Annotated in this window: 9 protein-coding genes; 5 read left to right on the top strand and 4 right to left on the bottom strand. The window is 71.7% G+C overall.

Translation table 11 applies throughout. The annotated features are described in order from the left end of the window. Positions 1 to 167: 167 nt before the first annotated feature. The 4 genes from A4V12_RS21020 to A4V12_RS21005 all read right to left on the bottom strand — a co-directional run bounded on the left by A4V12_RS21020 (position 168) and on the right by A4V12_RS21005 (position 5510). The gene (locus tag A4V12_RS21020; RefSeq protein WP_064070873.1) at positions 168 to 782 is read right to left on the bottom strand and encodes a hypothetical protein; all 615 of its coding nucleotides are present in this window, start codon (positions 780 to 782) and stop codon (positions 168 to 170) included. Further along, complete coding sequence (locus A4V12_RS21015) at positions 779 to 2560, bottom strand: nickel-dependent hydrogenase large subunit (RefSeq protein ID WP_064070872.1); 1782 nt, start codon at positions 2558 to 2560, stop codon at positions 779 to 781. Before A4V12_RS21015 ends, A4V12_RS21020 begins: the two co-directional genes overlap by 4 nt. A gap of 80 nt (positions 2561 to 2640) precedes the next feature. Continuing rightward, positions 2641 to 3729 carry a hydrogenase expression protein HypE gene (locus tag A4V12_RS21010; RefSeq protein WP_064070871.1) on the bottom strand — a complete coding sequence of 363 codons (1089 nt, stop codon included), beginning with the start codon at positions 3727 to 3729 and terminating at the stop codon, positions 2641 to 2643. A 56-nt stretch (positions 3730 to 3785) separates the two neighbouring features. Continuing rightward, on the bottom strand, positions 3786 to 5510 hold the full coding sequence (locus A4V12_RS21005; protein ID WP_064070870.1) for a hydrogenase maturation protein: 1725 nt from the start codon (positions 5508 to 5510) through the stop codon (positions 3786 to 3788). 264 nt (positions 5511 to 5774) lie between these two features. On the opposite strand from A4V12_RS21005, the gene A4V12_RS21000 reads away from it, so the two are divergent. The 5 genes from A4V12_RS21000 (at position 5775) to A4V12_RS20975 (ending at position 14979) form a co-directional block, all read left to right on the top strand. Continuing rightward, positions 5775 to 6158, top strand: a complete 384-nt coding sequence (locus A4V12_RS21000; protein WP_064070869.1) for a hypothetical protein — start codon at positions 5775 to 5777, stop codon at positions 6156 to 6158. 454 nt (positions 6159 to 6612) lie between these two features. Beyond that, on the top strand, positions 6613 to 8073 hold the full coding sequence (locus tag A4V12_RS20995; RefSeq protein ID WP_064070868.1) for a sigma-70 family RNA polymerase sigma factor: 1461 nt from the start codon (positions 6613 to 6615) through the stop codon (positions 8071 to 8073). A 177-nt stretch (positions 8074 to 8250) separates the two neighbouring features. Further along, entirely contained in the window at positions 8251 to 10632 is a 2382-nt protein-coding gene (locus A4V12_RS20990) for a non-reducing end alpha-L-arabinofuranosidase family hydrolase (protein ID WP_064070867.1), read from the top strand. A gap of 42 nt (positions 10633 to 10674) precedes the next feature. After that, positions 10675 to 12864 (top strand): carbohydrate-binding protein, encoded by a 2190-nt coding sequence (locus A4V12_RS20985; RefSeq protein WP_064070866.1) that lies wholly within the window; start codon positions 10675 to 10677, stop codon positions 12862 to 12864. A gap of 501 nt (positions 12865 to 13365) precedes the next feature. Continuing rightward, positions 13366 to 14979, top strand: coding sequence for a serine/threonine-protein kinase (locus A4V12_RS20975; protein ID WP_064070864.1), 1614 nt, complete (start codon positions 13366 to 13368; stop codon positions 14977 to 14979). Positions 14980 to 14994 lie beyond the last annotated feature (15 nt).

Genomic DNA, 14994 nt, shown 5'->3' with positions numbered 1-14994 from the left:
CATACCCGGGTGGGCCGCGGTGCTCGCGTCGGGTGAGCCGGCGGGAGCCGCGGTGTCATGCCCGGGCATGCCCGGGTGCGCTGCCGTGCTCGCGTCGGGCGCGCCCGGACGGGCCGCCGTGTCCGGCCGGCGCGAGCCCTCCCGGGCCGTCCCGGCTCCGGGCGCGCTCACGGCGCGGTGGCCGGTGACCGGCCGCCGTCGACGGCGCGCGGCGGGCCGGCGCCGATCTGGAGGAGGGCGGGCTCCCGGGGGGCCTCCTGGAGTTCCACCGCCGTCACCTCGGGCGCGAAGCAGGCGAGGGCGTCCCGCGCGGCCTGCTCGATGCCGTCCCGGGTGCCGGCGCAGCCGCAGCCCGCCGACCCGGTGAGCCGCAGGCGCAGCACGCCGGTCGTGGCGTCGAAGCCGACGGTCTCGACCGGGTGGGGCAGGCCGTCCAGGGCGCGGTCGACGCGGCGGGACACGTCGTCCGGGTGCAGCCCGTGCAGGACCAGCAGGCCCGCGACGAGTTCGTCGCCGAGCAGGGCGGCGAGGGTGTCACGCGCCGTGGCGTCGGGGTGGCGTCCGATCAGCTCGACCGCGCGGGCGAGCCCGGCCCCGTAGAACTCCATGAGGACCCGTACGAGTTCCTCGGCGGCCTCGCACGCCGCGCGGTCGCCGGAGTCCGCCAGCCGGTCGAGGACCTCCTCCACCAGCCGGCCGGCCGTCTCCGCGTTCGGCGCGCCGGACACCTCGGACGAGGGGCGCGCGTCGGGCGCGACGCCCGTGCTCGTGCCGCCGCTCATCCGGCCAGACCGCTCAGGCCGGTGGGGACGTGCATGGACTTCACGGTCCTGCCGTCACCGACGTACATGTGCACACCGCAGGGCAGACACGGGTCGAAGCTGCGCACGGCGCGCATGATGTCGATGCCCTTGAAGCTCTCCGGCGGGTTCTCCTCGAAGATGGGCGTGTTCTGCACGGCGTCCTCGTACGGTCCGGGCGTCCCGTAGGTGTCGCGGGTGGAGGCGTTCCAGGGCGTCGGCGGGTACGGGTGGTAGTTGGCGATCTTGCCGTCGCGGATCACCATGTGGTGCGACAGGACACCGCGTACCGCCTCGGTGAAACCGACACCGATGGCTTCGTCCGGCACCTCGAACTTCTCCCAGGTCTGGGTGCGTCCGGCGCGCACCTCCGCGAGGCCCATCTCCGCGGAGTGCAGCGCGACGGCGGCGGCGTACGCCTGGAAGTAGGTGCGGGCGCGGTTGCGCTCCAGGGCGTTGCTCCAGCGGGGGATCTTCCACTCGAAGGTGGTCTCCGGCTTGGTGAGCGTGCGCGGCAGGTTGATCACGACACTGTGACCGGTGGACTTCACGTACCCGACGTCGACGAGTCCGGACAGCGCGGTCGACCACAGGCGGGCGAGGGGGCCGCCACCCGTGTCCAGCGGCAGGTGGTCCTTGCCGTCGAACCAGCGCGGTGACATCACCCAGCTGTACTTGTCGTCGAAGTTCCGCTTCTGCGGGGCCGGGATGGTGTGCTGGTTCCACGGGTGCCGCGGATCGACCGGGTTGCCGAGCGGGTCGTGGGTGACGAACTGCTCCTGGCCCGCCCAGTCCTCGTAGTAGGAGCTGCCGAGCAGGATCCGGATGCCCAGGTTGATCTCGGTGAGGTCGTTGGTGACCAGCTTGCCGTCCACGATCACACCGGGGGTGACGAGCATCCGCCGGCCCCAGTCCGTCATGTTGGCGTAGCTGAAGTCGCAGTACTCGGGGTCGTTGAACGCCCCCCAGCAGCCGAGCAGCACGCGCCGGCGGCCGACCTCCTCGTAGCCGGGCAGTGCCTCGTAGAAGAAGTCGAACAGATCGTCGTGCAGCGGCACGACCCGCTTCATGAACTCCACGTACCGCATGAGCCGGGACATGTAGTCCGTGAACAGCTGCACGGAGCCGATGGTGCCGACGCCGCCCGGGTAGAGCGTGGAGGGGTGCACATGGCGGCCCTCCATCAGGCAGAACATCTCCCGCGTGTACCGGCTGACCTGGAGCGCCTCGCGGTAGAACTCGCCCTCGAGAGGATTGAGCGAGCGCATGATGTCGGCGATGGTGCGGTAGCCGTGCTCGCCGGCGTGCGGTGCCTCGGTGCGCTCGGCGAGTTCGAGCACCCCCGGATTGGTCTCGCGGACCATCTTCTCGCAGTAGTCGACCCCTACCAGATTCTCCTGGAAGATGTTGTGGTCGAACATGAACTCGGCGGACTCGCCGCAGTTGATGATCCACTCGGCGAGGTGCGGCGGCTTCACTCCGTACGCCATGTTCTGCGCGTACACCGAGCACGTGGCGTGGTTGTCGCCGCAGATGCCGCAGATGCGACTGGTGATGAAGTGGGCGTCGCGCGGGTCCTTGCCCCGCATGAAGACGCTGTAGCCGCGGAAGACCGACGAGGTGCTGTAGCACTCGGCGACCCGCTTCTGCTTGAAGTCGATCTTCGTGTGGATGCCGAGGCTGCCCACGATCCGTGTGATCGGGTCCCACGCCATCTCCACCAGGCCGGTTCCGTCACCGGACGTCGTCGAGGTCGCCATTGTGTCTGTGATGCCCTTCGGTCAGTGCTGTGAGCGGGGGAGGGGGCAGGGGGGCGCAGCGGATGCCGTGCCGGGCGCGGTCACCACGGGGGCCGGTAGCCGGTGGTGATCTCCCGGCCCGTGTGCCGCCACTTGGGTTCCTTGTCCACGGTCCGGGCCGTGATCGTCCGCAGGCGCCGGATCACCGCGCCGTAGGCTCCGCTGGCGGTGCTGGAGAACTTTCCGCCAGGAGGTTCGTCCATGAACGGCATGAACTTGTCGGGGAAGCCGGGCATGGTGCACGCGATGCAGATGCCGCCCACGTTCGGGCAGCCGCCGATGCCGTTCATCCAGCCGCGCTTGGGCACGTTGCACTTGACGACGGGGCCCCAGCAGCCGAGCTTCACCAGGCACTGGGGCGAGTCGTACTCCATCGCGAACTGGCCCTGCTCGTAGTAGCCGGCCCGGTCGCAGCCCTCGTGGACCGTGGCGCCGAACAGCCAGGTGGGACGGAGCTTGTCGTCGAGCGGGATCATCGGCGCCGACCCCGCCGCCTGGTAGAGCAGGTAGGTCAGGGTCTCGGCGAAGTTGTCCGGCTGGATGGGGCAGCCCGGTACGCACACGATGGGGATGCCCGCCTGCGACTTCCAGTCCCAGCCCAGGTAGTCGGGCACGCCCATGGCGCCGGTGGGATTCCCGGCCATGGCGTGGATGCCGCCGTACGTCGCGCAGGTGCCGATCGCCACCACGGCGAGGGCCTTGGGGGCCAGGCGGTCGATCCACTCGCTGGTGGTGATGGGCTGGCCGGTGTCCGGGTTGTCGCCGAAACCGCACCAGTACCCCTCCTGCTTGATCGCCTCGTTGGGAATGGACCCCTCGATCACCAGGACGAACGGGTCGATCTCGCCGCGCTCACCCTTGAAGAACCACTCGATGAACGTGTCCGCCCCGTCCACCGGCCCGCACTCGAAGTCGATCAGCGGCCAGTGCACGGCGATCTTGGGCAGGCCGGGCAGGGCCCCGAGAGCGATCTCCTCGATGCTGGGCTGCATGGCGGCCGTGAGGGCGACCGAGTCGCCGTCACAGCTGAGTCCGGCGTTGATCCAGAGGATGTGGATCGGTTTGTCCTCGGTTTCGGGGGAGCCGGGGGTGCCTGTCTGTTCGACCGTGGTCGGCGACGCTGTGTTCATCGAAGCCCTCCTTGGGGAGGCAAACGGCAATACCGCTCGAGTAGGCCTTTACCGGGCTAAGAGTCCGCCAGCGGGACGCTCCTCGCACCCGCGGCGGCTCGTCCGGCGGCGGCCGGTTCCTTGCGGACGAACGCCCTGCGCAGTGCGTGGTAGGGCGCGGCGGGGTTCTGGAAGATGTCCCGCATATGCGCCAGTTCCCGCGCACGGACGTCCGCCAATGGGGTGACGGACTCCCGGTGCTCGCTCTCCGCCTTCTTCCCGGCGAGGAGCGCCTGGGCGCGCGGCGAGGTGGCGAGGTGGGCGGCCATCCCGGTGACCTCGGCCGTGAAGCGCGAGGGGGCGCACTCGACCACCCGGTCGACGAGGCCGACGTCCTGGGCATGGGCGGCGGTGACCGGGAGCGCCTCCTCGGTGAGCTGCTCGGCCATGGCGGCGCCGACCCGGCGGGGCAGGCTGTAGGTCCAGTACTCCGAGCCGTACAGCCCCATGCGCCGGTAGTGCGGGTTGAGCACGGAGCCGGAGCGGCACCACACCTCGTCGGCGGCCAGGGCCAGCATGACGCCCCCGGCGGCGGCGTTGCCGCCGATCGCGCTGACGACGAGGCGGTCGGTGGTGGTGAGGATCGCCTCGACGAGGTCGTCCATGGCGTTGATGTTGGCCCATGACTCGGCAGCCGGATCGGCCGCGGCCTCGATGACGCCCAGGTGGATGCCGTTGGAGAAGAAGTCCCGGCCACCGCCCAGGACCAGCACGGTGGTGGGCCGGGCGCACGCCGCCCGGTAGGCGTCCAGCAGACGCCGGCAGTGCTCGGTGGACATCGCGCCGCCCGGGAACGAGAACGACAGGACGCCCACCGGGCCGTCCTCCCGGTAGCGGATGTCCGACCAGGTGCTGTCGTCGTCGGCGGGTGGGAGTGCGGGGGAGGGCAGCTCGGGCAGGCCGGCCAGTTCCGGGCAGCCGCTCAGCGCGAGGGTGGCGGGCAGCTTGCAGGCGCGCGGAGCGCCGGGTCCGGTACGCGCCCGCAACTCGGGAATCCACACCGCCCCGTCGGCGGTGGCCCGGCAGATTGCGCCCGCCCGGGTGGCGAGCAGCTCGCCCGGGCGGCCGCGCAGCCCGCGCTCGGGGTGGCCGCCGTGGAGGAACCACTCCCCGCCGAGGAGGTCGTCCAGGACACCTGGCTGGGAGTCGGCGGCACGCAGCGTGCGCAGCACCGAGTCGGTGCTGTCGTCGGCCCACGCGATACGGCGGGCCGCCTGGCGCATCGGGGGCCTGGTGCGCGCACCCGCCGCCTTGGGGAGGGTGCCCTGGTCGAGGGGAACGTACCGGCCGGAGGCGAAGCGTTCGACCGCCAGGAGCACCGCTTCGACGGCGGCGTCGGCCAGTTCGTTGCGATACAGATCGCTCTTGGCCACCGGCGGGACGGGGAACGTCGCCGTCGCCCAGACGGGCCCGGCGTCCATCTCCTCCTCCGCCTGGAGCACGGTGACGCCCCACTCCCCGGCAGCCTCTTGGACGGCCCAGTCCAGGGAGGACGGCCCCCGGTCGCCCACGGGGCCCGGGTGCACGATCAGGCAGGTCCGGGCTGTCCACACGTCACGTGGGACGACCGCCTTCAGCATGGGCGCCACCACCAGCTCGGGCGCGTGCCGGCCGACGGCGGCACGAACGTCACCGCCATGGCGTGTCACCTCGACGGCGACGGTGTGCCCCCGCTCGCGCAGCTCGGCGTGCACGCGCTGGGTGAGACTGTTGTAGGCACTGGCGACGAGCAGGATGCGCATGGCGACCCTCCCGGGTGCGGCGGTCGGTGGTGACGCGAACCGGCTGCCTGAGATGGTCCGGCACGGGCTCACCGGGCCGTCGACACGAATCCCGCGCATCACTCGTAAGGGTCGCGGTTCGTGCCACATGGTCGGTAGGGACAGCCGTATGGCCACAGACCTCCGGACCTGGTCGATATGCCGATTTTGCGGGGAAGTGGAAAAATTTCTACTGCCATGGCACGGGAGACGTGCCTCCACCGCAGCGGACAGGCAGGTCGGCGCATGCCCAAGGAACAGAAGCCATCGGAGCCGTCACACGGCCAGGGGGCGAGCCGGCACAAGGGATCCGAGCACCACGGTTGGTCCCCCGACGTCGACGAGACCCGGCAGCAGGAGAACCCGAGCGCCCGCCGCTCCTTCCGGCCACAGGACGCCCCTCCGCCCGGCCCGGGCCGCAAGACCTCCAAGGAGGAGCGCGCCTCCGTGCCCGGCGACGAGGCCGAGAGCGGCACCACGCGGGGTGAGGAGTACGGGGAGAAGTCGGAGAAGGGCATGCGGGACACCGGCCGCAAGGGCCGTTCCGGACGTCCCTCCGGAACGAAGGATGACACCGCGTTCACCGGTGTCGACCCCAACGACTCCGAGAGCGGCCCCCGCCAGGGCTGACGCCCCGACCCACCCGGCCCACCGAGACGGCCGGCCCGGCCGGCAACCGCGCGGCCCGGCGCGGAACGCGGCGCCGGGCAGCTGAATGCAGCCGCGGGAGTGGCCGGCCTTGGGGGGACTGCCCGGAAGGGCGCACATCCCCTGACGGCGCCCTTCGCGATGTCCGGCAGAGCGCTCGCGACCAGCGCAGAAGCGCGGCGCGAAGCGCTTGAGCGCAAGGCGTGAGTCCGACGCTGCCCGAGCATGCCGCCTTCGCAGCGCGCCGGGGGAAGCCGACGTCTTCCGATGACGTCGCATGCTGAAAGTGCGGCGATTCCGGAGCCCGCCGAGAAAGGCGACTGCCCCGCACGTCGCATGATCGTCACCCCGGGGGGACGACGTCGTGGTCCACACGTTTAGGGTGATCCGCCGAACTCGGCGGATCACCCGCCTGAAGAAGATGGGACCAGGACTCATGGACGCGGATCACGTGGAGCTGGTCGTCGCGGCGCAACGCGGTGACGAGCGGGCGCGCGAGGAACTCGTCTCCGCATATCTTCCGTTGCTGTACAACATCGTGGGACGGGCGCTGAACGGCCATGCCGACGTGGACGACGTGGTCCAGGAGACGCTGCTGCGCGCGGTACGCGACCTGCCCGCCCTGCGGGCTCCGGAGAGCTTCCGCTCGTGGCTCGTGTCGATCACGCTCCGGCAGGTCACTACGTACTGGCAGCGGCAGCGCACACTCGCCGATCGGACCGCGCTCATCGACGAGGCGCTCCCGGTGCCGGACGCGGCCCCTCTGGAGGACACGACGATCCTGCGGCTGCGCATGTCGGACGAGCGCGGACAGGTGGTCGAAGCCGCCCGTTGGCTCGACGAGGAACACCGGGTGCTCCTTTCGCTGTGGTGGCAGGAGTGCGCCGGACTGCTCAGCCGCCAGGACATCGCCGACGCGACCGGCGTCGGCGTCTCCCACGCGGGAGTTCGCCTGCAGCGCATGCGCGAGCAGCTGGAACTGAGCCGGACGATCGTCGCCGCGCTGGCGGCCGACCCGCGCTGTCCGGGCCTGAGCGCGACCGTCTCCGGCTGGGACGGTGCGCGAACGTCCGTGTGGCGCAAGCGGATCGCTAGGCACACGCGCGACTGCGCGACATGCAACGCGACGGCGGCCGAGCGGGTACCGGCCGAGTTGCTGCTGACCGGCCTCACGCCACTGGCCGTGCCGGCGGCGCTCCTCGGGGCGCTGGTCGCCAAGGGCTTGCTGTCGGGTACGACGGTGACGACGGCAGCAACCGCGAGCGCCACGGGTACGGCGGCAGGGGGCGGCGCTCTGCTCGGCAAGCTCCACGCGGTGACCGCCCATCCGATCGCGGCCCTCGCCACCGGTGCGGTGCTCGTCACCGGGACCGCCACGTACGTCGCCTGGCCCGAACCGGAGCACCGGACGCCCGTCGTCACCGCCGGGCCGACGGCCGGTACGCCCACCCCGGCTCCCTCGGCCACGCCGTCGCCGTCGGGCCCGGCCGTGGTTCCGCTGGGCGTGCGGTCCCTGGAGTCCGTGGAACGGCCCGGCCAGTTCCTCTCGCACGACGGCGACTTCGCGACCCTCAGCAGCGTTCGGGCCACCTTCACCGTCAGCGAGGGGCTCGCGGACAGCCGGTGTGTCACGTTCCGGGCGGCCGACGGCCGCTATCTGCGCCACCACTATCTGCGGCTGCGCCTGAGCGCCGACGACGGCAGCCGGCTGTTCCGGGAGGACGCCACCTTCTGCCCGCGCCCCGGGACGGTCGACGGATCGGTGACTCTGTACGCGCACAACTACCCGGGCTCCGCCCTGCGCCCCCGCGACGGATCGATCCGCCTCGACGGCTTCAACGGCACGCGTGCCTTCACCGGCCAGGCCTCTTTCGTCGTCCGCGCGCCGCTGACGTGAGCGCAGGGACCTGACGTCACGACCGCGCCCCGCATTACGCTTTTCCGCTGCGAGATCCGTCACTGCGCGGGCGCGCACATTTTTCGTTACGCCGTCCCGCCGTCCCCGGCCTCCTCTTCAGGGGCGCCCATTCACGGGCTCCCCCGCTGACCTGTCCCCTGAAGAAGGCCACTCCCCATGACCAGACACACCGACGAACCCCGGAAGGGCCTGCACCGCCTCCGCCGGCCCCGCCGGACGCTGACGATCGGCCTGACGGCCTCGGCGCTCGTGGCCGGTGTCGTGACGTTGCTTCCCCACTCCGCCGGGGCCGCGAGCCTGCAGGCCGAGGCGTCCTCGTCGGGCCGGTACTTCGGCACCGCGACAGCCGCCGGCCGGCTCGGCGACGCGACGTACACCACGATCGCGGACCGGGAGTTCAACATGATCACCCCGGAGAACGAGATGAAGTGGGACGCGATCGAGCCGTCCCGCGGGACGTTCCGGTTCGGTGCCGCGGACCGGATCGTCGCCCACGCCCTGGAGCGCGGCCAGCGGTTGCGCGGCCACACCACGGTGTGGCACTCGCAGTTGCCGGACTGGGTGAACGCGATCAAAGACCCGAGCACGCTGCGCAGCGTCACGAACAACCACATCACCACCACCATGGGCCGCTACAAGGGCAAGATCTACGCCTGGGACGTGGTCAACGAGGCCTTCCAGGACGGCGGCAGCGGTGCGCTGCGCGAGTCGGTGTTCAAGAAGGTGCTCGGCAGCGGCTTCATCGAGGAGGCGTTCCGCACCGCCCGCGCGGCCGACCCGGCCGCGAAACTCTGCTACAACGACTACAACATCGAGGACTGGTCCGCCGCCAAGACCCAGGGCGTGTACCGCCTGGTCAAGGACTTCAAGGCGCGTGGTGTCCCCATCGACTGCGTCGGCTTCCAGAGCCACTTCGGGGCGGGCGGCCCGCCGGCCGGCTTCAGGACGACCCTCGCCAACTTCGCCGCCCTCGGCGTCGACGTGCAGATCACCGAACTGGACATCGCCCAGGCGTCCCCCACGCACTACGCGAGTGCGGTCAACGCCTGCCTCGGCGTGAAGCGCTGCACCGGGATCACGGTGTGGGGAGTCCGCGACAGCGACTCGTGGCGCGCGGACGAGAAGCCGCTCCTCTTCGACGCGGCCGGCAAGCCGAAGCCCGCGTACGACGCCGTCAAGAAGGCGTTCGCCGCCGGGTCGGGCACGACCCCGGCCGACCCGGGCGACGGCACCGGTGAGATCAAGGGCGTGTCCTCCGGCCGCTGTATCGACGTCCCCGACTCCTCGACCGCCAACGGCACGCAAGTACAGCTGAGGGACTGCAACGGGCAGGCGAACCAGAGCTGGACGTACACCGCTGCCAAGCAGCTGAAGGTGTTCGGCAACAAGTGCCTGGACGCGAAGGCGAAGGGCACGGCGAACGGCACCGAGGTGGTGATCTGGGACTGCAACGGCGGCACGAACCAGCAGTGGGACATCAACACCAACGGTTCGATCTCCGGCGTCCAGTCCGGCAAGTGCGTGGACGCGATCGGCGCCGGCACGTCCAACGGCACCAGGATCCAGCTGTACACCTGCGCCGGCGTCGGCAACCAGAAGTGGACCGCCCCCTCCGGGTCGGCCGGTGGCACGTGCGCGCTGCCGTCCACGTACAAGTGGAGCTCGACCGGCGCCCTCGCGCAGCCCGCCAACGGCTGGGCCTCGCTGAAGGACTTCACCCACGTCCCTTACAACGGCAAGCACCTCGTCTACGGGTCGATGTGGACGGGTACCTCGTACGGCTCGATGGCGTTCGCCCCGTTCACCGACTGGTCCGGCATGGGGACCGCAACGCAGACGAAAATGAACCAGAACGCGGTCGCGCCCACCCTCTTCTACTTCGCGCCGAAGAGGATCTGGGTGCTGACGTACCAGTGGGGGGCTTCGCCCTTCAGCTACCGCACCTCCGCCGACCCGACCGACCCCAACGGCTGGTCCGCGCCGCAGCCCCTGTTCACCGGCAGCCTGCCCGACTCCCGGACCGGTCCGATCGACCAGACGCTGATCGGCGACGACCAGAACATGTACCTCTTCTTCGCCGGTGACAACGGCAAGATCTACCGGGCGTCCATGCCGATCGGGAATTTCCCCGGCAACTTCGGCTCGTCGTACCAGACGGCCATGAGCGACACGGTCAAGAACCTCTTCGAGGCACCGCAGGTCTACAAGGTCCAGGGCCACAACCAGTACCTGATGATCGTCGAGGCGCGGGGCGCCAACGAGAACCGCTACTTCCGCTCCTTCACGGCGGCCAGCCTGAACGGTACGTGGACCCCGCAGGCCGCCACCGAGTCCAACCCCTTCGCGGGCAAGGCCAACAGCGGTGCGACCTGGACCAACGACATCAGCCACGGTGACCTGGTCCGCTCCAACCCGGACCAGACCATGACCGTCGATCCGTGCCGCCTCCAGCTGCTGTACCAGGGCAAGTCCCCGAACTCGGACGCCCCCTACGACGCGCTGCCGTACCGGCCGGGTGTTCTGACCCTCCAGCGCTGAGCCGTTCCACAGACAGTCACCCGCAAGGAGCACACCTACCCCATGAACATCTCTCCCCCCACCCGCACGGGCTCCCGGCGGCGCGGTCTGCACCGTCGCCGCCGGGGCGCCATCGCCCTGCTGCTCGCGGTGCCCGCCGCGGCCGTGCCGTACCTGCTGCTCACGCAGGACGAATCCCGGGCCGCGAAGGCCCGGCCGTCCGCGGCGGCACCGTACACGTGGAGGAACGCGCAGGTCGTCGGCGGCGGTTACGTCTCGGGCCTCGTCTTCAACCAGCGTGAGCGGGGGCTGCTGTACGCCCGCACCGACATGGGCGGCGCGTACCGCTGGGACGCCCGCGCCGAGGAGTGGATCCCGCTGACCGACTGGCTCGGCGAGAAGGACTGGAACCTGCTCGGTATCGATTCCCTCGCCACCGACCCCGTCGACCCCGACCGGCTCTACCTCGGCGCGGGCACGTACACCAACGACTGGGCGGGCAACGGCGCGATCCTCCGCTCCACCGACCGCGGCCGCACCTTCCAGCGCACCGAGCTGCCGTTCAAGCTCGGCGCCAACGAGGACGGCCGCGGCGCCGGGGAACGCCTCGTCGTCGACCCGTCGAACCACTCGAACCTGCTCCTCGGCTCCCGCAAGAACGGGCTGTGGCGGTCCACCGACTACGGTGCGACCTGGCGTCGGGTCGAGTCCTTCCCGGTCAAGGACGGGGCGGGCAGCGGCGCCGGCATCACGTTCGTGACGTACGGGCCGAAGGGCGGCAACACCGTGTACGCCGGTGTCGCCGACAGATCCACGTCCCTCTACCGGTCGACCGACGGCGGAGCGACATGGCAGGCGGTCGCCGGGCAGCCGAAGGGCCAGCTGCCACAGCACGGTGTCGTCACGGGCGACGGCACGCTGTATGTGACGTACACCGACAACCTCGGGCCCAACGGCGTCACCGGCGGCTCGGTCCACAAGTACACGCCGCGCGGCGGGGGCTGGAAGGACGTGTCCCCCTCGCAGGGCTCGTACGGCTTCTCGGGACTCGCGGTCGACCCGCGCAAGCCGTCCACGGTGATGGTCACGACGCTGGGCCGCTGGTACCCCGAGGACGAGATCTACCGAACCACGGACGGCGGCTCGACCTGGAAGGCCCTCGCGGGCAAGTCCGTACGGGACGCCTCCGGCGCGCCGTACGTCGGCACCCACACCGGTCACTGGATGACGGCCCTCGCGATCGACCCGTTCGACTCCGGGCACGTGCTGTACGGCACCGGCAACGGGATCTGGCGGAGCGAGGACGCCGATGCCGTGACGAGCCATTGGACCGCAGGGGCCAAGGGTCTGGAGGAGACGGCGATCCTCGACGCCATCGCTCCGCCCGGCGGCGCGACCGTCCTGACCGCCATGGGTGACCAGGGCGGATTCCGCCACGTCGATCTGACGCGGGTGCCGTCCGGGCGGATGAAGAACCCGCTGATGAGCAACGGCACCGACATCGACTACGCCGCGTCGAAGCCGTCGGTGATGGCGCGGGTCGGTACGGGTGGCGCGCAGGACGGCGCCTACTCCACCGACGGTGGCGTCACCTGGCGGGGCTTCGCCGCGGAACCGGTGGCCGGCGCCCACAGCGGCCGTATCGCCCTCGCGGCGGACGGCTCCACGCTGGTGTGGACCCAGTCCGGGCAGTCCCCGTACCGCTCGACGGACAGGGGAGCGACCTGGTCGAAGGTGCGGGGGCTCGGCACGGGGGCAGAGGTCGTCGCCGACCGCTCCTCCGCCCGCACCTTCTACTCCCTGTCCGGCGGCACCCTCCACGCCAGCACCGACGGCGGCGCGACCTTCACCGCCCGCGCGACCGGCCTGCCCGCCGACGGCCGCCTCAAGGCCCTCCCGGGCCGGGCCGGCGACCTGTGGATCACGGGCGGCGGCAAGGGCCTGCTCCACTCCACGGACGGTGGCCGCACGTTCACCCGGCTCACCTCGGTGACGTCAGCCTCGGCGGTCGGCTTCGGCAAGGCCGCGCCGCGCGCCTCGTACCAGACGCTGTACCTGATCGGCACGGTCAACGGCGTCACCGGTGTCTTCCGCTCCACCGACAAGGGCGCCACCTGGACCCGCGTCAACGACGAAGCCCACCAGTGGGGCGCCATCGGCAGTCAGGGCGTCGTCACCGGCGACCCCGACACCTACGGCCGCGTCTACATCGGCACCAACGGCCGCGGCCTCCAGTACGGCGACCCGTCCTGACCCCCGTGCCTGATCCGTGACCGCGGGCCGCCCTCCTGACCGAGGCGTCATCACAGGTCAGGAGGGCGGCCCGCGGCGTATCCGACTCCTACCGGCGCCTCCTGGACCTCCCCATGGCGGTTCCCACCAAGATCGCAACGATGGCCACGGTCAGCAGCACGATGCCCGCCGTGCCGCTCGGGAACCAGATTGCGGCCTGCTCGCTCATGGATGCCTCCACGGTCGGTCGCTTGCACGGTGCTCGGCCAGACAGGGGCGCCACCACCGGACCGAGCGCGTCGGTGAGGCAGTGGCGGAACGTGCCCCCGGTGGTCATGGAGTTCAAGGTGCCCCCGGGTTCCCGGTCGAATCCCCGGTCGACCCCGCCGGCACCCTTCGCCGTACGCGTACGGATGGACATGGCGCGGGAGCGGCCCAGCTCAGCGGCGGCCGCGCGGCCGTCTAGGCTGCTGTGCCGGGCCGGCCCGCCGGCCGTTCGGGATCAGGGGGGACGACAGTCCGATGAGCAGCACCACCGAGGTGTTCCAGCCGCTCCAGGCGGACGACCCTGCCGCCGTGGCCGGTTACCGCCTCGCGGCCCGGCTCGGCGCGGGGGGCATGGGCCGGGTGTACCTGTCGCACACCCCGGGGGGCCGCCCGGTGGCGATCAAGGTGGTGCGGCCGGAACTGGCGGACGACCCGGCCTTCCGGCGGCGCTTCCGCAGGGAGGTGGAGGCGGCCCGCCGGGTCAGGGGCGCCTACACCGCGGAACTCGTCGACGCCGACACCGACGGAGCACCCCCCTGGCTCGCCACGCTGTACGTGCCCGGGCCGTCCCTCACGCAGGTCGTCGCCCGCCGCGGTCCGCTGCCCCTGCCCGCCCTGTTGTGGCTGACGGCCGGTGTGGCCGAGGCACTCCAGGCCGTCCACGCCGCGGGGATCGTGCACCGGGACCTCAAGCCGTCCAATGTGCTGCTGGCCGCCGACGGTCCACGAGTGATCGACTTCGGCATCTCGGTCGCCGCGGACCTCTCCTCGCACACCGCCACCGGTTCCACCGTCGGCACACCCCACTTCATGGCCCCCGAGCAGGCGACCGCCGGTGACATCACCCCGGCGACCGACGTCTTCGCCCTGGCCCAGACCGTGGCCTTCGCGGCGCTGGGCGAACCGCTCTACGGGCACGGCATCGCGCCCGCCGTGCTGTACCGGATCGTGCACGAGGAACCCGCCCTGTCCCGGCTGCCGGAGCCGCTGCGCCCGCTGTTCGCCCGGTGCCTGGCGTCCGATCCGGCGGCGCGGGTCACGTTGGCGGAGGTCGTCGAGTGGTGCCGAGAGCGCCTGGACGCGGACGCCGGCCCGGGCGCCGGGGGCGGGGGCGCCGGTCCGGCCGTCTGGCGCGAGGTGGCCGGGCCCGTGGCGGCCGCTCCGGATCCGGTGCGCACCCCCGCGGCGCCGTCGACCGAGGCCGCGACGCTGCTGCTGGAGCCCGCCCGACGGCGGGCGCACCGGCGCCGTACCGCGCTGATCGCGGCGGCGGCCGTGACGGCGGGCGCCCTGGCGCTGACGGGCCTGACGTGGCTCGGCGGGGACCGGTTCGGCCTCGGCGGGCGGGCCGGCGACACACCCGCCTCGACCCCCGGCGCCACCAAGTCCGCAGGGGCCGCGGTGCGCCCGTCGGGCACCCCGCCGACCACCGGCGGCACCCGGCCGGCGGCGGCAGCCGCCCCCGGCGTCTCCCCGGCTCCGGGCGCGACCATACGGTCCCCGGTGTGGCTCGACGGGAAGAACTCGCTGAGCCTCCGCGAGCCGATGCTGCGCGAGGACCGCGCGGGCGACATCCGCCTCGACTGCGAGGAGGACGCCGACTGCGCGCTGCGCGGCGACAGGACCGTGTTCCTCCAGCTGTTCAACGGCAAGGCCGCCTCCCTCGACGTCTGCCGCCACTTCCTCACCGGCGCCACCGGCAGCGAGTACCGCACCTGGTCGCTCGCGGCGGCCGGCGACGGCACCCAGCTCTGCGCCCGGAACGCCTCCGGCGACATCGCCGTCCTCACCATCCAGGTCAAGCAGACGGCCCTGCGGGAAGCCGCCTTCCTGCAACTGGGCATGCACGTCTGGAGGGACGCGGCCTGAGGTCCGCCGGGCGGG

The sequence above is a fragment of the Streptomyces noursei genome (genome assembly GCF_001646665.1).
GTDB lineage: Bacteria > Actinomycetota > Actinomycetes > Streptomycetales > Streptomycetaceae > Streptomyces > Streptomyces lavendulocolor.
Note: the sequence above shows the minus strand (reverse complement) of the source record. Positions and strands in the feature narration are given on the sequence as shown.

Excerpts from the sequence above, each read along its gene's own strand:
- A4V12_RS20975 (WP_064070864.1), top strand. The coding sequence starts at position 13,366 with ATGAGCAGCACCACCGAGGTGTTCCAGCCGCTCCAGGCGGACGACCCT.
- A4V12_RS21010 (WP_064070871.1), bottom strand. The coding sequence starts at position 3,729 with ATGAACACAGCGTCGCCGACCACGGTCGAACAGACAGGCACCCCCGGC.
- A4V12_RS20995 (WP_064070868.1), top strand. The coding sequence starts at position 6,613 with ATGGACGCGGATCACGTGGAGCTGGTCGTCGCGGCGCAACGCGGTGAC.
- A4V12_RS20985 (WP_064070866.1), top strand. The coding sequence starts at position 10,675 with ATGAACATCTCTCCCCCCACCCGCACGGGCTCCCGGCGGCGCGGTCTG.
- A4V12_RS21020 (WP_064070873.1), bottom strand. The coding sequence starts at position 782 with ATGAGCGGCGGCACGAGCACGGGCGTCGCGCCCGACGCGCGCCCCTCG.
- A4V12_RS20990 (WP_064070867.1), top strand. The coding sequence starts at position 8,251 with ATGACCAGACACACCGACGAACCCCGGAAGGGCCTGCACCGCCTCCGC.
- A4V12_RS21015 (WP_064070872.1), bottom strand. The coding sequence starts at position 2,560 with ATGGCGACCTCGACGACGTCCGGTGACGGAACCGGCCTGGTGGAGATG.
- A4V12_RS21005 (WP_064070870.1), bottom strand. The coding sequence starts at position 5,510 with ATGCGCATCCTGCTCGTCGCCAGTGCCTACAACAGTCTCACCCAGCGC.
- A4V12_RS21000 (WP_064070869.1), top strand. The coding sequence starts at position 5,775 with ATGCCCAAGGAACAGAAGCCATCGGAGCCGTCACACGGCCAGGGGGCG.